21 protein-coding genes and 3 pseudogenes are annotated in these 20,714 nt (G+C 65.1%); 11 read left to right on the forward strand and 13 right to left on the reverse strand.

All coding sequences use genetic code 11. From position 1 onward, the window contains the following. Nucleotides 1-57: 57 nt before the first annotated feature. Together cydX and BKK80_RS10775 are read left to right on the forward strand one after the other, a co-directional pair. Nucleotides 58-171, forward strand: a complete 114-nt coding sequence (gene cydX, locus BKK80_RS10770) for a cytochrome bd-I oxidase subunit CydX (protein ID WP_071012625.1) — start codon at nt 58-60, stop codon at nt 169-171. Further along, the gene (locus BKK80_RS10775; protein ID WP_071037001.1) at nt 168-458 is read left to right on the forward strand and encodes a cyd operon YbgE family protein; all 291 of its coding nucleotides are present in this window, start codon (nt 168-170) and stop codon (nt 456-458) included. The genes cydX and BKK80_RS10775 overlap by 4 nt, the downstream gene beginning before the upstream one ends. A gap of 242 nt (nt 459-700) precedes the next feature. On the opposite strand, the gene BKK80_RS10780 is transcribed toward BKK80_RS10775, so the two are convergent. Next, entirely contained in the window at nt 701-1,627 is a 927-nt protein-coding gene (locus BKK80_RS10780) for a LysR family transcriptional regulator (RefSeq protein WP_071069378.1), read from the reverse strand. A gap of 193 nt (nt 1,628-1,820) precedes the next feature. On the opposite strand from BKK80_RS10780, the gene BKK80_RS10785 reads away from it, so the two are divergent. From BKK80_RS10785 to BKK80_RS10805, 5 genes are all read left to right on the forward strand, one after another. Beyond that, nucleotides 1,821-2,144 carry a MoaF-related domain-containing protein gene (locus BKK80_RS10785; protein ID WP_071036999.1) on the forward strand — a complete coding sequence of 108 codons (324 nt, stop codon included), beginning with the start codon at nt 1,821-1,823 and terminating at the stop codon, nt 2,142-2,144. Nucleotides 2,145-2,157: 13 nt separating this feature from the next. Further along, complete coding sequence (locus BKK80_RS10790; RefSeq protein WP_071016312.1) at nt 2,158-3,126, forward strand: LLM class oxidoreductase; 969 nt, start codon at nt 2,158-2,160, stop codon at nt 3,124-3,126. Nucleotides 3,127-3,377: 251 nt separating this feature from the next. After that, nucleotides 3,378-4,184: a 2,5-didehydrogluconate reductase DkgB gene (gene dkgB, locus BKK80_RS10795; protein ID WP_071069381.1), complete on the forward strand. Its 807-nt coding sequence runs from the start codon at nt 3,378-3,380 to the stop codon at nt 4,182-4,184. An 88-nt stretch (nt 4,185-4,272) separates the two neighbouring features. After that, the gene (locus BKK80_RS10800) at nt 4,273-5,388 is read left to right on the forward strand and encodes an alkene reductase (protein ID WP_071016314.1); all 1,116 of its coding nucleotides are present in this window, start codon (nt 4,273-4,275) and stop codon (nt 5,386-5,388) included. A gap of 82 nt (nt 5,389-5,470) precedes the next feature. Next, the gene (locus BKK80_RS10805; RefSeq protein WP_071069383.1) at nt 5,471-6,475 is read left to right on the forward strand and encodes an aldo/keto reductase; all 1,005 of its coding nucleotides are present in this window, start codon (nt 5,471-5,473) and stop codon (nt 6,473-6,475) included. A gap of 2 nt (nt 6,476-6,477) precedes the next feature. Here BKK80_RS10805 and BKK80_RS10810 read toward each other — a convergent pair whose 3' ends face one another. The 7 genes from BKK80_RS10810 to BKK80_RS10835 form a co-directional block, all read right to left on the reverse strand. Then, complete coding sequence (locus tag BKK80_RS10810; RefSeq protein ID WP_084084446.1) at nt 6,478-7,578, reverse strand: helix-turn-helix domain-containing protein; 1,101 nt, start codon at nt 7,576-7,578, stop codon at nt 6,478-6,480. Nucleotides 7,579-7,864: 286 nt separating this feature from the next. Then, nucleotides 7,865-8,974 carry an alkene reductase gene (locus BKK80_RS10815; RefSeq protein WP_071069385.1) on the reverse strand — a complete coding sequence of 370 codons (1,110 nt, stop codon included), beginning with the start codon at nt 8,972-8,974 and terminating at the stop codon, nt 7,865-7,867. Between the two features lie 7 nt (nt 8,975-8,981). Beyond that, entirely contained in the window at nt 8,982-9,617 is a 636-nt protein-coding gene (locus tag BKK80_RS10820) for a TetR/AcrR family transcriptional regulator (protein ID WP_071012637.1), read from the reverse strand. A 218-nt stretch (nt 9,618-9,835) separates the two neighbouring features. Continuing rightward, nucleotides 9,836-10,099, reverse strand: coding sequence for an Ada metal-binding domain-containing protein (locus BKK80_RS35485; protein WP_071036995.1), 264 nt, complete (start codon nt 10,097-10,099; stop codon nt 9,836-9,838). A gap of 18 nt (nt 10,100-10,117) precedes the next feature. After that, nucleotides 10,118-10,768 carry a DNA-3-methyladenine glycosylase family protein gene (locus BKK80_RS10825; protein ID WP_071070781.1) on the reverse strand — a complete coding sequence of 217 codons (651 nt, stop codon included), beginning with the start codon at nt 10,766-10,768 and terminating at the stop codon, nt 10,118-10,120. A 2-nt stretch (nt 10,769-10,770) separates the two neighbouring features. Next, nucleotides 10,771-11,358, reverse strand: a complete 588-nt coding sequence (locus BKK80_RS10830) for a methylated-DNA--[protein]-cysteine S-methyltransferase (protein WP_236903661.1) — start codon at nt 11,356-11,358, stop codon at nt 10,771-10,773. Between the two features lie 84 nt (nt 11,359-11,442). Continuing rightward, nucleotides 11,443-12,384 (reverse strand): LysR family transcriptional regulator, encoded by a 942-nt coding sequence (locus tag BKK80_RS10835; RefSeq protein ID WP_071012648.1) that lies wholly within the window; start codon nt 12,382-12,384, stop codon nt 11,443-11,445. Between the two features lie 137 nt (nt 12,385-12,521). Between BKK80_RS10835 and BKK80_RS10840 the strand changes: the two genes are divergently transcribed. Continuing rightward, nucleotides 12,522-13,745 (forward strand): FAD-dependent monooxygenase, encoded by a 1,224-nt coding sequence (locus BKK80_RS10840; RefSeq protein WP_071069387.1) that lies wholly within the window; start codon nt 12,522-12,524, stop codon nt 13,743-13,745. 182 nt (nt 13,746-13,927) lie between these two features. Here the strand turns inward: BKK80_RS10840 and BKK80_RS10845 are convergent. The 4 genes and pseudogenes from BKK80_RS10845 to BKK80_RS36360 all read right to left on the reverse strand — a co-directional run. Further along, a pseudogene (locus tag BKK80_RS10845) lies at nt 13,928-14,435 on the reverse strand (IS5/IS1182 family transposase); the annotation flags it as partial. Between the two features lie 906 nt (nt 14,436-15,341). Then, nucleotides 15,342-15,848 (reverse strand): hypothetical protein, encoded by a 507-nt coding sequence (locus BKK80_RS10850; protein WP_071069389.1) that lies wholly within the window; start codon nt 15,846-15,848, stop codon nt 15,342-15,344. A 35-nt stretch (nt 15,849-15,883) separates the two neighbouring features. Next, the gene (locus BKK80_RS10855) at nt 15,884-16,315 is read right to left on the reverse strand and encodes a GNAT family N-acetyltransferase (RefSeq protein ID WP_071012651.1); all 432 of its coding nucleotides are present in this window, start codon (nt 16,313-16,315) and stop codon (nt 15,884-15,886) included. A 212-nt stretch (nt 16,316-16,527) separates the two neighbouring features. Further along, a pseudogene (locus tag BKK80_RS36360) lies at nt 16,528-16,665 on the reverse strand (ISNCY-like element ISCARN63 family transposase); the annotation flags it as partial. Nucleotides 16,666-16,960: 295 nt separating this feature from the next. On the opposite strand from BKK80_RS36360, the gene BKK80_RS10860 reads away from it, so the two are divergent. Next, nucleotides 16,961-17,422 carry a lipocalin-like domain-containing protein gene (locus tag BKK80_RS10860; RefSeq protein WP_071069391.1) on the forward strand — a complete coding sequence of 154 codons (462 nt, stop codon included), beginning with the start codon at nt 16,961-16,963 and terminating at the stop codon, nt 17,420-17,422. Next, a complete protein-coding gene (locus BKK80_RS10865) occupies nt 17,422-17,955 on the forward strand; it encodes a DUF2867 domain-containing protein (RefSeq protein ID WP_071036987.1) in 534 nt (177 codons plus the stop codon). The genes BKK80_RS10860 and BKK80_RS10865 overlap by 1 nt, the downstream gene beginning before the upstream one ends. 93 nt (nt 17,956-18,048) lie before the next feature. On the opposite strand, the pseudogene BKK80_RS37375 reads toward BKK80_RS10865, so the two are convergent. Next, a pseudogene (locus tag BKK80_RS37375) lies at nt 18,049-18,186 on the reverse strand (ISNCY family transposase); the annotation flags it as partial. Between the two features lie 569 nt (nt 18,187-18,755). Here BKK80_RS37375 and BKK80_RS35490 point away from each other — a divergent pair. Further along, nucleotides 18,756-20,615, forward strand: a complete 1,860-nt coding sequence (locus BKK80_RS35490; RefSeq protein WP_084545549.1) for an amidohydrolase — start codon at nt 18,756-18,758, stop codon at nt 20,613-20,615. Nucleotides 20,616-20,714: the final 99 nt, after the last annotated feature.

The following is a 20,714-nucleotide window of genomic DNA, read 5'->3' on the forward strand; positions in this document are numbered from 1 at the left end:
CGGTGCCAGGCACCGGAACCATTGACATAGACAAGACGTAGACAAGAGGAAACGACGATGTGGTACTTCAGCTGGGTTCTAGGTGTCGGCTTCGCCGTGCTGCTCCCCGTACTCAATGCCATGTGGGGTGAAGCCAGCGACGCGCGCACACAGCGCGCCGAAGAGCGGTGAACGGCGCCGCCCGCGGCGGGCAGGGCGCCCGGCCGGTGCGGCTGCACCTGGCCTGCCTGGCCACGGCGCTGCTGCTGATGGTGGGCGGCACGCTCTATCCGCCCGCGCTATCGAACGCGGCCGGCCAGGCCGACCACGGCTTCGCCTCGCTGATGTTCTGGGCCATGAGCGCGGGCTTCGTGCGCGGCGTCGGTTTCGTGCCGCGCTTCTGGCCGTGGCGCTGGCTGTTCTCGGGCTGGGCCTGCGCGCTGGCGCTGGTACTGGCCGTGGCGGCAAGGCTGGCCTGAGCAGACGCGGTGCGGCGCCTGCCGCGGCGGCGCTCACGCCGACCGCCCGCGGCGCCGGGGAGGGCAGTCATGGGCTGCCGTCGAAGGCGTCCTGCAGCAAGCGCTCCAGTTCGCGCTCTTCGAGCAATTCGATGGAGAAATGCCCGAAGCGCTCGGGCAGCCAGAGGATGCGCGGTCGCGCCGGGCGAGCGCAGGTTCCCTCGCGCCGACCGAGGCCGGCATGACGAATGCACCTCGGCGCGTCATTCTCCGGTCCACGCCGCCGCCGGCAGCGCGGGGATCCTGCCGCTGAGCGCATCGCCCAGGTAATCGACGAACGAGGCGATCCGCGCGGAAATCGCCGTGTTGCGGTAGTAGACCGCCTGGATCGGCTGCCGCATGTCCAGCGTATGGCGCGCCAGGATCTGCACGAGGCGTCCGGACTCGCGATCCTGCGCGGTCATGAAATCCGACAGGCAGGCGATGCCTGAGCCCTCCAGCGCGAGCTGCCGGAGCGTCTCTCCGCTCGACGACCAGATGGCCGGGGCGATCCGGTAGGGCTCGCCATCGGGGCCGACCAGCGGCCACAGGTTCAGCGACTCCGGCTGGGTGAAGCCCAGCAGCGCATGCTTGCCGAGATCCTCGACCTTGCGCGGCAGCCCGTGCGCGGCGAGGTAGGCAGGGCTGGCGAGGATGCGCAGCCGGCTCTTGCCGACCAGCCGGCTGTGCAGGGTCGAATCCTTCAGGCGGCCGATCCGGATCGCCACATCGGTGCGCCGTTCGAGCAGGTCGATGATCCCTTCGTTGCTGTTCAGCTCCAGTTCGACCTGCGGGAAGCGCTCCCGGTAGCCGCGCACGAGCGGCACGATGACGTGCAGCATGAAGGGCGACGCAGCATCGACCCGCAGGCGCCCCGACGGCTTCTCGCGGCGGGCGAGCATCTGCTCCTCCGCGCTTTCCACCGAATCGATGATCGCCCGCGCACTCTGCAGGAAGGCCCGTCCTTCCTCGGTCAGCTCGAGCCGGCGCGTGGTCCGGCGCAGCAGCGTGGTCTTCAGCTTTTCCTCCAGCCGCGCGAGCGTGCGGCTGGTTGCCGACACGGTCAGGTCGAGCTGCTGGGCGGCCGCGGTGATCGAGCCGGTGTCGACCACCGAGGCGAACGCCTGGAGCTCATCGAGCGTGACTTTCATTATTGATCTGAAATCAAAATAATTTCGTTTATAGACCGGTTTTTCCGCAAAAGTAAAGTGGGCAAACTGCGCTCCAGCCCAATCGGGCCGTCGGTTCCATCGGTTCCATCGGTTCCATCGGTTCCATCGGTTCCATCGGTTCCATCGGTTCCACCGATCCGGCTCCGCCGATTTCCAGCAGGAGAGCACCCCTATGCACGCACCGAACTCTCATCCGCCGTTCGCCGGCAAGTCCTTCGAAGTCCGCTACCCGGGACTCACCGCGATCAACGCGTACGCCGGCGATGGCGTCCACATGCGCTACGAAATCACCGAAGGCGCGTTCGCGGGGGCGGCAGGCGAGGTCGCCTACACATGGAAGCATGTCGCCGGGGAGCTCTACGCGATCTCGTGGCAGGAAGCCGATCGCGCCACGGTGGTCCATCTCGACGACTTCACCGCCGGCATCTCGCGCTCGTTCTTCACCGCCGCGTCGCTCGAGTTCCATCGCCTGGAAGGCAGCCTGCGGGCGCTTTGAACCGATGCCGGCCATGTCCACCCCCCTCGCAACGCTGAGGCGCGGCGGCCTCAGCATCGGCGTCGAGCTGCCGCTCGACAACGACTGGTCGCCAGCCGGCGACGCCGAGCGCCAGCGCGACGGACGCCGCCCCGGCGTGCCCGACCTCGAACACCATGCGGTACTCGCGCGGCTCACTGACACACTGGGCTTTCGCGCGCTCTGGGTACGCGACGTGCCGGTGTACGACCCTTCGTTCGGCGACGCGGCGCAGGTGTTCGAGACATTTTCCTATCTCGGCTACCTGGCCGGTGTCACGCGAGACATCCTGCTCGGCACCGCGGCGGTCGTGCTGCCGCTGCGCGAACCGCTGCTGACGCTGAAATCGGCGGCGACCATACAGGAGTTGAGCGGCGGCCGCCTGCTGCTTGGCGTCGCCAGCGGCGACCGGCCGGTCGAGTATCCGCTGTTCGGGCGTGACTTCGAGTCGCGCGGGGCGAGTTTCCGCGAACAGGTGGCGCTGCTGCGCGACGGCGCGCGCGGCCATTTGCCGGCCGGCCTCGACGTGCTCCCGGCCGCGCGCACGCCGACACCGTTGTTCGTCGCGGGCCTCGCGCAACAGACGCCCGCCTGGATCGGCGCGCACATGGACGGCTGCCTCGCCTATCCGGGCACGCCCGACGATCACGCGCGGCGCGCCGGCGCGTGGCGCGCGGTCGCTGGCGACAAGCCCTACGTGACCTTCTTTCATCTCGACCTCGCCGCCGATCCGCACGAACCGTTGCAGCGCCACCGCTTCGGCGCACGCACGGGACGTCACGCGCTGATCGCGGAACTGGCGGCCCTGCGCGCCGCCGGCGTGGCGCACATCGGCCTGCATTTCCGCCGCAACCGACGCCCGCTCGATGAGACGCTGGCCGAGATCGCCAGTGAAGTCCTTCCGCATTTCCATCGAGGCGAGGCCGCGGCCACGATCGCGCCCGACGCGGAAACCGCCGCGTGAATCCGACCATCCCGCCGAGGCGGCTCGCCCGCGTCGTGCCTGGGCCTGGCCGTCGCTGCCGGCGCGCCTCCAGATCGCCATGAAGCGCCAGGGACCGGGGACCACAGCCACGGCGGCAACTGCGCTCGCAGAGTCCGCCAACTCTTGATTTCAGTTCAATTGTCATTCGCCATTAGCGACGTTTATCGCAATGGTTCGGCAGCGCAGAATGCGGCTGTCGAACTTTGCCTCCTCCCTGATCGGAGCACACCATGAACAAGATTCCTCCCTTCGGCCTCGGCACCTTCCGCCTGCAGGGCCAGGTTGTCATCGACTCGGTCCGCAACGGCCTGGAACTCGGCTACCGCGCGATCGACACCGCGCAGATCTACGGCAACGAAGCCGAAGTGGGCGAAGCGATCGCCGCTTCCGGCGTGCGCCGCGAAGACCTTTTCCTGACGACCAAGATCTGGGTCGAAAACTATGCGCCCGACAAGCTCGTGCCGAGCCTGCGGGAGAGCCTGGCGAAGCTGCGCACTGACCATGTCGACCTGACGCTGATCCACTGGCCGGCACCGGGCAACGGCGTGCCGCTCGACACCTTCATGGGCGCGCTGGCCGAGGCCAGGGCGCAGGGCCTGACGCGCCGGATCGGCATCTCGAACTTCAACATCGAGCTGGCGCGGCAGGCGATCGCGGCAGTCGGCAGGGACGCCATCGCGACCAACCAGATCGAGCTGAGCCCCTACCTGCAGAACCGCAAGCTGGTCGGATTCCTGCAAGGCGAGGGCATCCACGTGACTTCCTACATGACGCTCGCCTACGGCAAGGTGCTCGGCGATCCGGTGATCGGCGCCATCGCGCAGCGGCACCAGGCCACGCCGGCCCAGGTCGTGCTCGCCTGGGCGCTGCGGCTCGGCTACTCGGTGATCCCGTCGTCCACCCGTCGCGAGCATCTCGCCAGCAACCTGCTCGCGCAGTCGCTGTGCCTGAGCGACGACGACATGGCGCACATCGCCGCGCTCGAACGCAACGGCCGCGAAGTCGACCCGGACGGCCTGGCGCCGCAATGGGACTGACGCCGGCGCGCCCTTATTGCAACCGTACGCAACCGTACTCAACCGTGCGCGGCCCGCCGGCCGCGCCACCGAAAGGATACCCACCATGATGACCCAGGACCCTCTGTTCGAACCGCTGCGGCTGGGCGCGCTGACGCTGCCGAACCGCATCGTGATGCCGCCGATGACGCGTTCGCGCGCCAGCCAGCCGGGCGACGTCGCCAATGACCTGATGGCCACCTACTACGCGCAGCGCGCCAGCGCCGGCCTCATCGTCAGCGAAGGCACTTATATCGCGCCGCTCGGCAAGGGCTACGCCTGGACGCCGGGCATCCATACCGCCGCGCAGGTTGCCGGCTGGCGCAAGGTGACCGACGCCGTGCACGCTGCCGGCGGCCGCATCTTCGCCCAGCTCTGGCACGTCGGGCGACTGAGCCACACGAGCCTGCTCGACGGCCGCCAGCCGGTGTCGTCATCGCCGCTCCAGGCGCAGGGCGTGAACGTGTTCATCGCCGGGGAGGACGGCAGCACGCCTGGCTTCGTCCAGGCATCCGCGCCGCGTGCGCTGAGCATCGAAGAGATCCACGAAACCGTCGACCAGTACCGCACTGCCGCCCGCCACGCGCTCGCGGCCGGCTTCGACGGCGTCGAGCTGCACGGCGCCAATGGTTACCTCGTCAACCAGTTCATCGACTCGAACGCCAACACGCGCAGCGATGCCTATGGCGGTTCGCTCGACAAGCGCCTGCGCTTCCTGCGCGAAGTCACGCAGGCGCTGATCGAGGGCACCGGCGATGCCGCGCGCGTCGGCATCCGCCTCGCGCCGTTGACCACGCTGAACGGCTGCGTCGACGATGATCCCGAGACGACCTACCTCGCCGCCGCCGGACTGCTGGCCGAACTGGGCGTCGGCTACCTCCACATCGCGGAGGCGGACTGGGACGATGCCCCGCTGATGCCGGTCGGGTTCAAGCAGAAGCTGCGCGCGGCCTACCCCGGCGTGCTGATCTACGCGGGCAAGTACACCGCCGAGCGCGCGCGCGAAGCGATCGCCGCAGGCTGGGCCGACCTGGTCGCGTTCGGCCGCCCCTTCGTCGCGAACCCTGACCTGCCGGCGCGCCTGCGCACCGGGGCGCCGCTCACGCCGCACGATCGCGGCACGCTGTTCGGCGGCGGCGCGCGGGGCCTGACCGACTATCCGGCGCTCGCACAGGCGGCGGCCTGAGCGCTGGGGGGCGACGCGCAATGAAAGCCAGGCGCGCCAGGCTTCCGTCCGCCGTGACCCATTCTTACCTTCGAGATATCGCATGAGAATCACGCTCCCGTCCCCGCTCGGCTTCGGCACCGCGCCGCTCGGCAATATGTACCGGGACATTCCGCACGAAGAGGCGCTGGCCACGGTCGACACCACGTGGCAAAGCGGCATCCGCTATTTCGACGCCGCACCGCTGTATGGCGCCGGCCTGGCGGAACTGCGGCTCGGTGAAGCGCTCGCCGGGCGGCCGCGCGATGCCTACTCGCTCGGCACGAAAGTCGGCCGCCTGATCCTCGACGAACAGGAAGACGCCTCGCAGCGCGACCTCGGCGAGAAAGGGGGCCTGTTCCGTCACGGGCTGCCGAACAAGATCGTCTACGACTACACGGCGGACGGCACCCTGCGCTCGATCGAGGCGAGCCTGCGGCGGCTGCGCACCGACCGGCTCGACTACGTATGGATCCACGATCCGGCGGTCGACTTCCACGGCGACCGTTGGCGCGAGGTATTCGACATCGCGATGTCGGGCGCGGCCAAGGCGCTGTCGCGGCTGCGCGAGGAAAAGGTCATCAGGGGCTGGGGGCTGGGCGTGAACCGTATCGAGCCCTGCGCACTGGCGCTGGAGCGTGCCGACCCCGACGGCTTCCTGCTGGCCGGGCGCTATACGCTGCTCGATCACGCCGGCGCGCTCGCGCGCCTGATGCCGGCCAGCGCAGCGCGCGGACTCGGCATCGTCGTCGGCGGCCCCTACAACTCCGGCGTGCTGGCCGGCGGCCAGCACTTCGAGTATCAGCCCGCGCCACCGGAGATGCTCGGACGCGTCGCGCGCGTCCGGCGCATCTGCGACCGCTTCGGCGTGGATGTGAAGGCGGTCGCGCTGCAGTTCCCGCTTGCCCATCCGGCCGTCGCGGGCGTCATTCCCGGCGCGAGCCGGCCAGGCCGCATCGATGAGAACCTCCGGCTGGCGGCAGCACCGATTCCCGCGGAATTGTGGGAAACGCTCAAGGCCGAGCGGCTGATCGACGTCAATGCACCCACGCCGGCCGGCAACGCATGACGCTAGGCAAAGCGCTGCCGCCTTGACTCCGGGCGCGGCAGCAACGGGGCGTACTCGTGCAATTCCCGTGGGGCGATGTCGAAGGCACGCCGAAAGGCGCGGGTAAAGCTCGAGGCGTCCTTGAAGCCCAGTCCCGAGGCGATGTCCTGGACTTCCAGGTGCGGAAAGCGCACCAGCTCATCGGCCGCCATGCGCAGCCTGCGGTTGCGGATATAGGCCGCCAGGCCACCTTCATGCTCGAACATGCGGTACACGCTGGCACGTGAGAGCTGCAGCGAGGCCAGCACGCTTTCGGGCGACAGATCCGGATCGTGCAGCCGCGCCTCGACATGCCGCCGTACCTGCCCGTAGGCCGCGGCGCGCACCGCTGCGCGGGCGCTGCCGGCAAGGCCTGCCTGGTGACTGAAGGCGGCAACGAGCAGCTCCACCGCGGTGACGAAGGCGCGCTGCGCGTCCGCCTTGCTCAGTCCGGCGATCTGCCGTTTCAGCGCCACCAGATGGTCGATCAGCAGCCGCATCAGGGGAGTGGTGGCGTGAATCCAGCGGCCATGCAGGGAAGCGGCGTCCGGGAAGGACTTTTCCACCAGCGCACGCGGCACGAAGAGGAGAAGAATCCGGCCTTGGAAACTCCGGATGGTGCAAGGCTGATCCATGTCCAGCGCGAGGATGCTCGGCCCCTGCGCTGGATGCGATGCTTGCGATGCGTGCGCCGCATCAGGGCCCGACCGGCCGCCCAGGAACTGCGCCGGCGGCCCCTCGAGGAATACGCTGAAGGTGATGTCGCGCACGCTCTCGGTCGACACCCGGCCTAATGAGCGCACGGCCAGGTTCGGTCCGGTGAGGAAGTCGAAGAGGCTCAGGTCGTCGATGGTATAGCGGGACAGCGACGCCTTGAAAGTATCCTCGGGCCGCTTCGAAGGAGGATGTATGTCATAGACAGGACTCATGCGCTCCTGCCAGGCCAGGAAACTCCGGCGGGCGTCCCCCTGGACGCTGAAGCTGCTGCGCACGATGCCCGGCGCGAGTGCCGGCGGCTCCGGCGGCTGCGGCGGCAGCCACAACCGGCTTCGTTCTACTACGTCGTCATGCAGTGCGGCGCCCATGGCTGTGTTCGTCCGGTCTTGACCCGTCCCACGCGGCCGGACCTTGACTGTCTATCGACGAGCCGATGTCCCGCATGGAATCCGTTGATGCAGAAGGCGAGCTTACCAGTAGGGGCAGGGCGGCAGTACGCAACGGACGGCCACGACTTGCCCGGGGCTCGGCCCGGGGGCTGCCGGCAGTGGGTGCCGGAAATGCCGCAGGCCGCCGCGCGCGGACGCGCCGGCGGCCTCGAGGCAAGCGCCGGCGGCCCGGCGCGTCCTCCGCTGTCAGGCGAGCATGCCGCTGTCAGGCCACCGCCGGGTAGTCGATATAGCCGTGCGCGCCATTCCCGCCATACAGCGAGGCGTCCTCGAACGGCTTGTTCAGCGGCCTGTTCTCGCGGAAGCGGCGCGGCAGGTCGGGGTTGGTGATCATCTTGCGACCGAACGACACCATGTCGGCGCGGCCGCTGCGAATGGCTTCCTCGGCCATCTCCTGCGTATAGCCGTTATTCACCATCCACACGCCGCTGTACAGGCGATGCAGCGCCTCGTAGTCGAACGCGACGTTGTCGCGCGGGCCGCCGGTGTGGCCTTCGACGACGTGGATATACACGGGATGCAGCGTCTCCAGTTCGCGCACGACGTGCTCGAACAAGGGCTGCGGGTTGCTCTCCAGCGCGTCGTTGACCGGCGAGACCGGCGCCAGGCGGACGCCGACCCGGTCGGCGCCGATCTCCGCGATCACCGCGGCCATGACCTCCAGCAGGAAGCGGGCGCGGTTCTCGATGCTGCCGCCATAGGCATCGGTGCGCTTGTTGGTGCCGTCGCGCAGGAAGGCGTCGAGCAGGTAGCCATGCGCGCCGTGGACTTCGACGCCGTCGAAGCCTGCCCGGACGGCATTGGCCGCGGCCGTGCGGAAGTCATCGACGATGCCTGCGATCTCGGCCGTCTCGAGCGCGCGCGGCAGCGAGCATTCGACGAAGCCCTGGCCATTGATGAAGGTCTTGGCATTGGCGGCGATGGCCGACGGCGCTACCGGGGACTGGTTGTCCGGCTGGAAGTGCGTGTGCGACATGCGGCCCGTGTGCCAGATCTGCAGGAAGATCCGGCCGCCCTTCGCGTGCACCGCGTCGGTCACCTTCTTCCAGGCCGCGATCTGTTCCGGGGTGTAGATGCCCGGCGTATTGGTATAGCCCTGGGCCGTGGTGGAAACCTGGGTGGCTTCCGCGATGATCAGGCCGACGCTGGCACGCTGGCTGTAGTACTCGACCACCATGTCGGTCGGCACCAGGTCGTCGTCGGCGCGGCTGCGCGTGAGCGGCGCCATGGCCATGCGGTTGGCGAGCTCGAGCTTGCCCAGCTGGATCGGCTGGAACAGGGCATCGGTGAGGAAGGCTTCGGTCTGTGCACCCATGAGTGGCTTACTCCGTGATGGGACGATGGCTTGCGGCGGCCGGGGCCGCCGGTTGGAACAGGTGGTCGAACATCAGGTCGACGCTGCGCCGCAGCGGCTCGGTCGAGCGCTCGATCTTCATGCGCAGCAGCGCGCCCTCCCAGACATCCCAGGCCAGGCCGGAAAGATCGGAAGGGGAGATATCGGTGCGGATGGCATGGCATGCCTGGGCCTGGCCGATCATGCCGGCAAGCCGTTCGCGCCAGGCCAGCTGCGCCGCTTGCAGGGCGGCACGGCAGGCTTCGCTGGACAAGGCGATCTCCGCCGCGAAGTTGCCGATCAGGCAGCCGGCCTGCAGCGCCCTCGACTGGTGGTAGGCGATCATGCGGCTGAACACATAGCGGATCGCCTCCATCGGCTCCGGTGGCGCCATCTCGATCATGGCCTCCCACGACCGATGCAGGTAGTCCGCGTACTGCGCGATGATGGCCGCGGCGAACGCTTCCTTGCTTTCGAAGTGGTTGTAGAACGAACCCTTCGGCACGCCGGCATGATCGGTGATCTGCTGGATGCCGGTGGCGTTGTAGCCGAGGCGCGAGAACAACTCGCGCCCGGCCTTGGTCAGGCGGTTGGGGATGTCGGTCTTGTCTGCGGTGCGGGCCATGGCGGGAATAATATGACCAGTCGTCTTAAAAAGCAACAGAGCCCTGCCGCATTCCAGCGGGAGGCCGAAGGCTTTCGACTAATCCATTGATTTAATGAGGAAATACTCAGCTTGACGCGCCGTAGTGGTGTGGAGACGTGGAGACAATGCGATACGGATACGGCTGACACCGCCGGCGTGCCCCCCCCCGGCTCATTCACCGATGACTCGCCCGGACATTATCGAGATTTCCACGCGGCGTACTCCACGGGCATGCAGACCGCACACGGCCGATAGCCGGCAGCGATGGCCGTCATCTCGTCCAGGAAGAACACGCGATGCTTCTCATAGCCACCACGGGCAATCGCTCGCAGCGCCGCACGGCAATCCAGCCGGCCGTATAGCTTGCCACCCCGATGGCCGCCGAGAGTGCCGGGCATGGCGCTGGCGTATGGCCTGCCGTCAGGCCCGATCAAAGTAAACGTTCGATCCAGGGTGGGCATGGGCGGTGTCATGTCACGTCACTGTGACGTGGCGGGAAGCCGCCACAAGTACCACGCCGCGATCGTGCGCCAGGGACTCCAGGTCTCGCCGAGCGCGCGCATCTGGCGGGGCGTGGGCGCCTGCGCCAGCCGCTTCAGGCGGCGGTACCCCTCCCGCACGCCGAAGTCGTCGACCGGCAGGATGTCGGAACGCTCCAGCGAGTAGATCAGGAACATTTCGACGGTCCAGCGTCCTACGCCGCGCAAGGGGATCAGGCGCTCGATCAGCGCGGCATCGGGGAGACGCCGCGCCTCCTCCAGGCTGGGCACGATGCCGTCGACGGCCGCCTGGGCGATGCCGCGTATGGTGGCCAGCTTGGCGGCGGAGAAGCCGCACGCGCGCTGCAACCCGGGATCGGTTGCCAGCAGTTGGCCGGGCGTTGGGAAGGAAACCTCCGGGTAAAGGGCCAGCAGTCTCGCGAGAATCGCATCGCCGGCCTTGGCATGCAGTTGCTGGTAGGCAATGGCCCGCACCAGGGCCTCGTAGAGTTCGCGGTCAGGCTTGGCCTGAAGCTTGCACGGGCCGGTCGCGGCGATATGGCGAGCCCAGTCGGCATCGAGGCCGGACAAGAACTGCGCAGCCCGCCGGTATGCGCGCGGAGACAGGTCGGCGGCGATGCTATCGGTCAAGATCACATCCCCGGCAGCATGGCGGTCCGCGCTTCGGTGCGCGCTGGCTTGATCGCCCCTTCGTGTTCCAAGAGCCAGCGCTTGCGGTGCAAGCCCCAGGCATAGCCCTTGAGATCACCATTGCTGGCGATGACCCGATGGCACGGAACGACGATGGCGATCGGGTTGGCACCATTGGCGGCACCGACGTCGATGGCCGCCCGGGGATCGTCGAAACCCAGTTCCCTGGCCAGCTTGCCATAGCTCGTGGTCGCTCCCGCGGGTATGCGGCGCAGCGCGGCCCACACCCGACGCTGGAGCACCGAGCCCGCCGTCGATGTGCGCAGGACGCCGAGCGCCTCCAGGTCGCCCGCGAAGTAGCGTGCGATTGCCTGGGCGATCTCGGCGGGCGGCGGAATCTCGGTGAGGTCGACGATGCCATAGTGCGTGCGCAGGCCTCGCTGCAGGCGCGCTCGATGATCGGCGAAGTCGAGCGCGCGCACGTGCTGCGCCATATCCGTGACCAGGAGCAGGCCGCCCAGCGGCGACTCCAGGTGACTCTTGAACATCTGCATGATCGACTCCTTGTCGGCCAGGGATATCGCGTTCATGCGGAACCCTCGGCAATTGGCTCCACTCTAGCGACCGCATCGTAAGAAGAAACTCCGTCCCTTGCGCTCGAATTCGGAGGCCCATCACGGGTCAAGAGGATTCGCCCCTCGTCTCGAACCGCTCCCCACGCCATCCAGGCGCAGCTGTATCAGATCCAGCAAGGCCCGGACCCGCGTGGTCACGGAATGCCGGTGGCTGTACGCGCCCAGCAATTGCAGCGGCGCAGGGGACAAGTCCAGCGGCACTTCCCGCAACCGGCCCGCGGCAAGGTCTTCCTGGCATGGATAGGCCGCCACGATTGCGAAGCCGATACCTTGCCGCGCGCCCGCCAGTGCCAGCTCTCCGCTGTTGACGCGGTAGCGGCTGCGGACCGGCACCTTGACGATCTCGCCGTCAGCGTCCTGGAACTGCCAGGGCTGGCCCTTCAGCGCGCTCAGGGTGGTGATGCAGGGCAGGGACCTGAGTTCCCGCACCTGGCGCGGCATTCCGGTCTTGGCCAGCAGGGCGGGCGCCGCGACCACGATGCTGGGCAACGTAGCGAGTTCGCGGGTGATGAAGGTGCTGTCGTCCTGGCGGCCGCGATGGAAGAGGATGGAGAGATCCACGTCTTCCCGCAGCGCTTCCAGGCCGGTCAGGCGCGTGTCGCATTCCAGCTCCACGCCGGGATGGAGGCTGCAGAACTCGGCCAGGATGGGGGCCAGCAGCCTTGGCGCTTCGCCTGGCATGCACATTCGCAGGGGGCCGCGCAGTTCGCGCTGCGCCGCACCGAGTTCCTCTTCGGTGGAGAGCAAGGCGTCAAGCAGGGGCTTTGCGCGTTCGTAGAGCAACCTGCCGGCTTCCGTCATGCGCAGATGGCGGGTGCTGCGTTCCAGCAAGCGGACGCCCAGCCTGCGCTCCAGCGAGGCGACGTGGCGACTGACGTTGGACGAGGGCAGGGCCAGCAGGCGCGCCGCGCCGGCGAAGCTCTGTTCGTCGACGACCGCCGCGTAGACGCGGACGGTATTCAGGTCGAGTGAGTCACGCATGACTATCCCGTTTGGGGTATGAAAGCATCCCATTTTCACATGCTAGTTCCCAGGATTGGCGGAATCTAAGATGCCGTCTCGTCCGATGGACCGCCGCCGGCGGCTCGTCAGGACGGCCTGGACAGGAGAGATTCAACGTGGAAATCGGAATACTTGGCGGCGGCGTTGCGGGCCTCAGCGTGGCACTTGCCTTGCGCAAGCGGGGGTACCGTCCCCGCGTATATGAGCGCAGGGCAGGGCCGGCGTCCATGGGCGCTGGCGTGACACTCTGGCCCAATGCCGGCTTTGTGCTGGAGGAACTGGGGCTGCTGCAAGACATCGCGGCAGCGGGAGGGCGGCCGGTGGCGATGCGCCGCCAGGATGCCGCGGGCAACGCACTGGGGGGCCTCGATATTGCGCTGCTGGACCAGCTGATGGGATATCCGACCCATACGATCCTGCGCCGCGACCTGCAGGCTGTGCTGCTGGACCATGCGGCGCGGGCCGGGATCCCGGTGGCATACGGACATCGGACGGTGGCGATCGACCTGGATGCCGTCGGCAAGGCCGTGGCACGGTTCGAGAACGGGGTGAGCATCCGTCCGGACCTGCTCATCGGCGCCGACGGCCGCATGGATTCGGTGGCGCGCGGCTTCGTCGCGGGCCACAACACGCCGGTCTACCAGGGCTTCGTGAACTGGATAGGCGTGGCGCAGGGGCGGGGCGCGCTGGTGGACGATATCGCGATTCAGGACTTCTGGGGCTCGGGCGAGCGCTTTGGTTGCGTGGCGGTCAAGCCGGAGCTGGTCTACTGGGCGGCGGCGCAGGCGCGACCATTGCCTGCTGCGGAGCCCGCAGCGGACATGCGCAAGGAAGTCGAGGATCTGTTCGCGCCATGGCCGGAGCCTGTCGCCCGCATCCTCCGGGCGACGCCGGCGCACGCCATCCGGCTGATTGCCGTGCACGACCTGGAGCCGCTGCATACATGGAGCCGGGCCAATGTGCTGCTGGTGGGTGACGCGGCGCACGCGCCGTTGCCGACGTCGGGGCAGGGCGCTTGCCAGGCGCTGGAAGACGCCTGGCATCTGGCCCGCTGCCTGGACGAGGCGGACGGCGGCCTGGATCAGGCCTTCCTGCGCTTCGCGGAAATCCGCGGGCCGAAGACCGCGCGCCTGACCGAGCAAGGCCGGGTCTTCGCACGCGGGCTGTTCGCCACCGATCCCGAAACCTGCCGACTCCGCAACCAGCGCGCCAAGGCGAGCGATCCCATGCGTGACGTGCAGGCCATCGCCGCAGGATGGGCGCAGGGCTTGCCCATGGCTGGCCGCGTGGACAGCACGCCGGCGGACGGCGCCGGCGCCGGCAGCCTGTACCGCGTCTGAAAGAGTGGGCCAGACTGGGCAGACCCGCCACGTCACGCCGCGACAATGTTGATCTTGCCGGGTCGGCCCATGGTCGCGCTCTGGCTGGGCAAAGAAGGGGCCCACGCCGCCTTGGCAGCGCACAATCATGTTGCTCATGTCCCGTATGCGCGCACGCCTTGATCTCCTGCGCACTGAGGTAGGTAGCCACGATCAGCTATGGCTTTAAGCCTGGTCTTACCCATCGCATCGCGATGCGGCTCGAGCCATCGAGCTGAGTTGCGCCCGATCACTGCCGATATTGGTGACCTGATGAGCGACGATCAGTTAGTGCTTGGCATCGACGGCCATCTGTACGTTGAAGCCCACCATCCCAGAGCCCTTGTCACTTGTCGCCATCGAGCGCGCATCGGGATCCGTCATCGAGTTCTGTCCATCTGGCAGCGTCTTGATTTCTTCCTCTATCTGGTCAAGGCTATACATCTGCTGGCGCAGTGGCGCAAACTACCCGCGCAGTCGGGTTGACTGGAACGCTATCTCCGCTGGCTGCGTGCGATCCGCAGTCTCCAGCGCGCTTAGATACCGCTGGATGCTTTCCTCGATCTGCTGCGGGCGCTTGTCGACCTTGCCAGCAATGAAATTGCAGTCCCGAGTGTTGATTGCCCTGAACTTGCTGCCGTCGATGGCGACCTGGGCCTGTGAGAACAGCTGACGCGCCATGTGCAACGTCGCGGGGCTGCGGTCGCGGCGGCTCACCCTGCGGCGTTCGCGAAGACCGGCCTGATGCCAGTTGTCGCGCTGCGCCTGGACCTGCGCCGCAATGGCCGGCACGTGGCCCGGCCGCTTGTGCTCGACGGTCTCGCCCTGGTCGATCTCGGCCAGCCGGTCATAGGTGGTGCAGGGTAGGGCCGTGCCGTCGGCCCACGGTTCCGCGTGCCCGCCCCGAGAGTCGGCCACTTCGATGTGGCGATGGGCGGCAATGTTCGAGGCGTTCCCCCGGCAGATACATCAGCCGGAAGCTTGCGGCCCCGAATGCGGGCCAGGTGGTGCACGTGAAATTTTTATGACATGCGACAACTCCGGCCGTTGCGGTTCGTCCTGGTAGCACGACACCGCGGAGGCTCGCGGGCGTGCGTTCGCCATGACGAAGCACTGGAGTTTCGATGCATTCCTCTCTTGATCCCCACCCGCGCGCCGCACTTGCCTTCGGCCTGGCCTCGTTCGCGCATGCGGGGGCGCTGCACGCGTGGATCGCCTTCCCGCGGGGCGCGCCCGGTCCTCGTCCCGGCGCTTGATGGGGGCTCGATGACACGGCAATTGGTTTGCGGGTTCCCTGTGCGGTTTTGAAAGATCGCGGCGCCAGTCACAATCAAATATCGGCACAGGCGTGCTTTTTATGCAGAGTTGGATGCTTTGGCGGGGTTTTGGCGGCGGGCCGGAGAGGGACGAGGCCCGCGCAGGGTGGGGCGGTGGCCTCGCGGTGGGCCAAGTCAAGTGTCCGCGCGACGCTCGCGCTTCGTGCAGTGGCGCGGAGCCTCGTGCAGGTGCTTATTGCTCCAGCTGATGCGGGCGTGATGGTGATTGCGCGTTGAAAGAGCCGAGAGGAAAGCCCTCCCTTCAGTCACGTGAGCAGCCTCTGATGTGCTGCGGGCTTTTGCTCTCAGCTCTTTGCAGCACCGCATCGGAAGGGATCCAGTTTTCCTCGGCGGTCTTGATGTGGCGCGTGACATGCCAGATCAGGGTGTCGCCATCTCTGGTTAATATCGCGCGTCCCACCTCTCCGGTGCGTCCGCTGCGAAATTCCACCTCGGCGGTCTTGCCTTGAATGATCCCGTGAATTGATGGCCCTTCACCGGATAGGTACCCATCATCGATACGGTTCCCCATCTGGCCAGTGGCCAGATGGTACCCGCAGAGCGCGCGGCCTTCCTGCGTCAACTTGTACAGGTAAAAACCGTCTCGGATGCCTTGTTGGCAACGCGCGGCGTACACACCTGTTGCATTCTCGCACGAGTAGATCATTGACCAGTCGCCGGTAAAAGGAGCCTTCTCGCCAGGCTCGCTGGCTTGCGCATGTTGCCCAGTGAAGGCGGCCATGACAACGAGGGCGACTAGTGTGTTCATGTCTGATCGTGCCTTTGATGCCCGCGGTCGCGTGATCAGAGAATCTTTTTCATCGACGGTGCAGGGTGCAGCGCGAAATCCCGACTCTCATAGAACGAAACGGCTTCTGGTCTCGCGTCGAGAAACACCGCACTCATGTCGCGTGCGCGTGCGTCAGCTTCGGCGTAATCCATCAGGGCGTGCCCTGCGCCGCTTCCTCGCGCTTCCGCCACGACGACTAAATCATCGACGTGCAGATACGCCCCGCGTGCCAACGTGTGGACCGGCCGCATGCCCAAGACGCCGATAAGTTCGCCGCCTCTGAACGCTCCGACCAGCTCGTAGCCGGAATACGATTGCCTGAGGGTTCGCCTGAGAAACTCAGCCTCGTCCAGCTTGCGCAACTGAGAGATAACAGGGAAGGCTTGCGGCCATTCGACTGGCAAAAGCCGTCGAATGGATATAGCGGCGCGGAGACTCGCATTCATGGATCAGTCGAGTTTGAATAGACGCGTAATTCTTACACATAACCGACCATTTTCGCTCCCGTCAAATGTCCGGTATCGAGTGGCGCGAGAGGGCGCTGTGGGTCGGTAGCCGCCCTTCGGCGTCGGGCGGGCCCGGCATCCGCTATCGTGCAGCCAGCGGCCAATCAGGGCCGGGGCGTGCCCTTGATTGCCCGCTCCGGGTCCAGCCGGTTGATCCGCCGCTGACTCACCAGGCGGTCCTGCAGCGTGCCGTTCATCCGTTCGACGCGACCCTTGGCGTGACCCTTGGCGTGACTGGAGTTTGCACAGAAGATGTCGACATTCAGCTCGCACAATGCGCGCCCGAACTGCGCGGTGGAAGTGTGTCTTTGAAGAGGGCAAACGCATCCTGCAAGAGCCTGTTGAAGCGACTGGCGTCACGTCGCGGTTCCGCCTGCTGACCACCGGGAACCAGTGGCTGCGCGTCAGCTGCTCACAGGTCTGCGCCATACAGACTGTGTATGGTGCGATCTGGATTGCTACGCTGCGAACATTAGCGTAGACCGCCGCTGCATTTTGCACTGCAGCGCTTTTCCGGGAGTTCAGCTTGAAAGGAAAAGGATTCGCACTGGTCACGTTCGACCAATTCACCGAGATGAGATGACCATGTCCGACATCGACGCCCACCCGTTGTCCGGGTGGTGGAAGATCCTATCTTTTCAGGTCGAGTTCGAGGATACAGGCGAGCGCGCGGACACATACGGTGTCGAACCACTCGGCCATATGGTCATCGAACGCGACCGGATGATGTCGATACTCACATCCAGAGAGCGCCCGAATAGCGATCCGGCGGCCCTTTTCGAGACGATGATTGCTTATTCTGGTTTCTGTCGTGTCGAGGATGAGGACAAACTCATCATCAAGGTCGACACGGCTTGGCATCCAGCCTGGATTGGCACCGAGCAGGTTCGGTTCTTCAAGGTAGATCGCGGCGTCCTGGCGATGACAACTGCGTGGCAGATCCATCCATCGTTCCCGGGGCGAACGGCTCGCGGTGTGCTGATGGCACAGAGAAGCCATGTCCAGCGCAGGCTCGCGCTCTACCCAAACCATGGAGAGATTGGTTGATGATCAATGCCCATAAAGCTTATGCGATACCCATGCCATCCGACAGCATCCTGGCGCCGCTTTATCGGGGCGCGGACTTGCTGGATGCGTATGCGGTTCAGTTGCCGGCGGGAGCCAGCGATGATCTCGAAGTGTTGGCGCGCGCTGGATTCGAGCGGCAGGCGTGGTGGATTCGTGCGCTGACGCGGGTACGGGACACGATTATGGCGACAGTCGGCGTCAAATCGTCTCGTGCGGTCGGCGTTGCGGCGGCGGCGCGAGGGCCGGTGATCGGTTTCTTTCCGCTGCGGTCGAAGAGTGCAGGGGAACTGGTGATGGGCGAGGACGATCGCCATCTCGACTTCCGGCTCGCGGTCCAGCTGCGCGCGGATGCGGCAGGCGGCAGGGAACTTGTCCTGGTGACCGTAGTGCATTGCCATAACTGGCTGGGACGGACGTACCTCGCGGTAATCACACCGTTCCATCGTGTCATCGCGCGGGCTAGTCTGGAACAGGCGGCAAGGAAGCAAACTACGGCACGGGCGTGCCCTTGATCGCCCGCTCCCAGGTGCAGCCGGTTGATCAGCCGCGAGCGCTTCACGTACCCCGGCGGGTGCTGCGGCCGCGGCGGCTCGCCCTGCAGCGTGCGCGCGCCCGAACTGCGTGTAGCCGCAGCCTTCGGCATTGGCCTTGGCGCTTACCCGGAACACGCTGAACTTGTCCGAATAGAACGCCTGCGGCTTGCCGTGCCGCTCGAGGTAGGCCCGGGTGGCGATGAAATAGGCGGGATTCGTAAGGATGCGTTCGTTGACGCCAGTGCACTGCCGACCTTTCCGAGAAGCAGCGACGAACCGGCCATCTTGCAGGCGCGCGATGCCTTGTGCCGTGCCATGGCGACCGAGGTAGCTGTCTGCCCTGGCCCAGGGCATATCCGCCTGGAGGTTGATGCAAATCAAATCGCCTCGTCTCCGCAGGGAATGAGCACTAGATCATGAGATTTCCTCAGTCACAAATAGAAATCCTCTTTTACTATTGGCCAGGGATCAAAGGAAGGTCGCATCCCTTTGGCGCCGACCCCCTGCTTACCAACCGTGAGAGGCTGAACAGGTGTTCCCGTGCCATACGATGTTTGACTGTTTGAGCGCTGGAAGGCCTCATCGGGCCGCCAGCGCTGGTGATAAAAATCACGGAAGGCGCAGCCGGATGGTGGTACCTGCCGAACAGATAGGTAATGTGCAGGCTGGCGAGATCCGAGGGATGCGCCGATCAAAACCGCTACCGTCGCAGAACGATGCTGTGCGCAACGAGACCACAGGCTGTTGCGGCAGCCGCCCCTTCCGCCCCTAGGAGATAGATGATGTGTTTCGCCTGCGTAAATCTCTCATTGGTCCCGCTGTTGAACGTCGACCCCGATAGCGAAGCCGAACTCGATGGGCAACCGTTGCAGTTGTCACGACGTCGCGCCATTGCGTTTGGACTAAGTACTGTCGCTGGCACTCTCCTTGGCGTACCGTACCGCGCCAATGCAGCCGACCAGAGTCAAAACGATACGATAACTATCTTCCGCAACGGCAAGATCTATACGGTCGAACAATCGCAACCATGGGCTGAAGCGGTAGTCGTCAAAGGCGAGCACATTGTTTATGTTGGCGACAACCAGGGCGCGACGCAGTTTTCCGGAACGACAGCGACTGTTATCGATCTTGAAGGTCGCATGATGTTGCCTGGGTTCATCGAGTCTCACAGTCATTTGTCGACATTTGGTTTTGCTGCAGGGGCCTGGGTCAACCACGAAGACCCTGAAGAAATATATGCGGCAATACGCGAATATGCGAAAAGCCATCCGGATCAGCAGCTTATATCTGGCTTTGGCTGGATGGCCTCAAATTTTCCCGCCACAGGCCCGAAGAAGGAAGCACTTGATGCCATCGTGGCCGACCGCCCAGTCCTTTTGATCAGCAATGACCTGCATAATTACTGGGCGAATTCAAAGTTTCTCGAAATGGCCGGAATTACCAAGGACACGCCACGTGATGTCGTACCTGGCCAGTCATGGTATGAGAAAGATGACAGAACCGGCGAACCAACTGGCTTTATAAGCGAGGTCCCGGCCCTATTTTCCGCACTAGGAAAACTAAAGCGAGAGCATGGTATTGATTTTCTCCCCACCGAAAGTGTGGCCAGTGCCATCGAGGACTGGCAGCTTCGGCTGGCCAGTGCAGGAATTACCACCGTTTTTGATGCTGGATTCGTCCTCTGGCCAGATAGTCAACATATCGGATACGAAATCTTCCAGAGTATCGAGCGACGGGGAAAACTGCGCCACCGGGTCATCGGTTCGTACTATCACAACAATCCGGATGTCGATCCATTCCCTATCCTGAGGAAACATCGCCAGCGCTATCAAAGTAAGCTTGTGCAGGCCAGCGTGTTAAAGCTACTGGCAGATGGGACAGAACTAACGCGTACCGCTTACTATCTACAACCTTATGCCAATCAACCGGACTGGCGGGGAGAGCCGATATTTCCACAGGCGACCTTAGATCGCCTGATTCGAGAAGCCGATGCCGAGGGAATCGACACGCACATCCATTGCACCGGCGACGCTGCAGTGCGGATGTCGCTGGACGCAATCGAAGCCGCGCAGAATACGCGTACTGGTAAAGGCTCGCGTCATACGATCTGCCATGCTTTCCTCACCGATCCCGCAGATATTCCACGCTTTAAGAAGCTCGGCGTCGTCGCTAACACTCAGATTCAGTGGGGTGTCTACGACCCCTACCAACTAAAGGTGCGCGATATTCTAGGCGAAGAACGCTGGCATCGTATGTATTCTTTTAAGTCATTCTTCAAGGCTGGTGCCACGGTTTCACTCGGCACCGATGCCTTGGCGACAGGCTACAAGGTGGTCTACAAGCCTCTTGAAGTCATCCAATCTGGCATGACTCGGCAAACAGTAGGTCGAGAAGATGGTCCATTTCTACCGCCAGCCACAGAGCGATTGAGCTTGGCTGAATTGATTCATGGCTATACCATCAATGGTGCTTATCAATTGCGACGAGAGCACGAATTGGGTTCGATCAAAGCGGGAAAGCTGGCGGATCTTATTGTGCTGGAGCGTAATCTTTTTGAGGTCTCCACCCAGGAGGTCAGTAAGGTTAAGATCCAATTAACCATGATGAATGGAGGGATTACACACCGTGACGGCGTCTGATCGGGTGGTCTGGAGGCTGGCCATGCACTACAGAGGGCATGATGCGATCGGCTACTACCACGCCTCCGATATGTGGGGCGGTTTCAAGTGCGAAGTGCA

This window comes from Cupriavidus malaysiensis (assembly GCF_001854325.1).
Taxonomy (GTDB): Bacteria; Pseudomonadota; Gammaproteobacteria; order Burkholderiales; family Burkholderiaceae; genus Cupriavidus; species Cupriavidus malaysiensis.

Excerpts from the sequence above, each read along its gene's own strand:
- dkgB (WP_071069381.1), top strand. The coding sequence starts at position 3,378 with ATGAACAAGATTCCTCCCTTCGGCCTCGGCACCTTCCGCCTGCAGGGC.
- BKK80_RS10850 (WP_071069389.1), bottom strand. The coding sequence starts at position 15,848 with ATGAACACACTAGTCGCCCTCGTTGTCATGGCCGCCTTCACTGGGCAA.
- BKK80_RS10780 (WP_071069378.1), bottom strand. The coding sequence starts at position 1,627 with ATGAAAGTCACGCTCGATGAGCTCCAGGCGTTCGCCTCGGTGGTCGAC.
- BKK80_RS10815 (WP_071069385.1), bottom strand. The coding sequence starts at position 8,974 with ATGGGTGCACAGACCGAAGCCTTCCTCACCGATGCCCTGTTCCAGCCG.
- BKK80_RS10860 (WP_071069391.1), top strand. The coding sequence starts at position 16,961 with ATGTCCGACATCGACGCCCACCCGTTGTCCGGGTGGTGGAAGATCCTA.
- BKK80_RS10800 (WP_071016314.1), top strand. The coding sequence starts at position 4,273 with ATGACCCAGGACCCTCTGTTCGAACCGCTGCGGCTGGGCGCGCTGACG.
- cydX (WP_071012625.1), top strand. The coding sequence starts at position 58 with ATGTGGTACTTCAGCTGGGTTCTAGGTGTCGGCTTCGCCGTGCTGCTC.
- BKK80_RS10835 (WP_071012648.1), bottom strand. The coding sequence starts at position 12,384 with ATGCGTGACTCACTCGACCTGAATACCGTCCGCGTCTACGCGGCGGTC.
- BKK80_RS10865 (WP_071036987.1), top strand. The coding sequence starts at position 17,422 with ATGATCAATGCCCATAAAGCTTATGCGATACCCATGCCATCCGACAGC.
- BKK80_RS10830 (WP_236903661.1), bottom strand. The coding sequence starts at position 11,358 with ATGAACGCGATATCCCTGGCCGACAAGGAGTCGATCATGCAGATGTTC.
- BKK80_RS10805 (WP_071069383.1), top strand. The coding sequence starts at position 5,471 with ATGAGAATCACGCTCCCGTCCCCGCTCGGCTTCGGCACCGCGCCGCTC.
- BKK80_RS10820 (WP_071012637.1), bottom strand. The coding sequence starts at position 9,617 with ATGGCCCGCACCGCAGACAAGACCGACATCCCCAACCGCCTGACCAAG.
- BKK80_RS10810 (WP_084084446.1), bottom strand. The coding sequence starts at position 7,578 with ATGGGCGCCGCACTGCATGACGACGTAGTAGAACGAAGCCGGTTGTGG.
- BKK80_RS10855 (WP_071012651.1), bottom strand. The coding sequence starts at position 16,315 with ATGAATGCGAGTCTCCGCGCCGCTATATCCATTCGACGGCTTTTGCCA.
- BKK80_RS35485 (WP_071036995.1), bottom strand. The coding sequence starts at position 10,099 with ATGCCCACCCTGGATCGAACGTTTACTTTGATCGGGCCTGACGGCAGG.
- BKK80_RS10790 (WP_071016312.1), top strand. The coding sequence starts at position 2,158 with ATGTCCACCCCCCTCGCAACGCTGAGGCGCGGCGGCCTCAGCATCGGC.
- BKK80_RS35490 (WP_084545549.1), top strand. The coding sequence starts at position 18,756 with ATGATGTGTTTCGCCTGCGTAAATCTCTCATTGGTCCCGCTGTTGAAC.
- BKK80_RS10785 (WP_071036999.1), top strand. The coding sequence starts at position 1,821 with ATGCACGCACCGAACTCTCATCCGCCGTTCGCCGGCAAGTCCTTCGAA.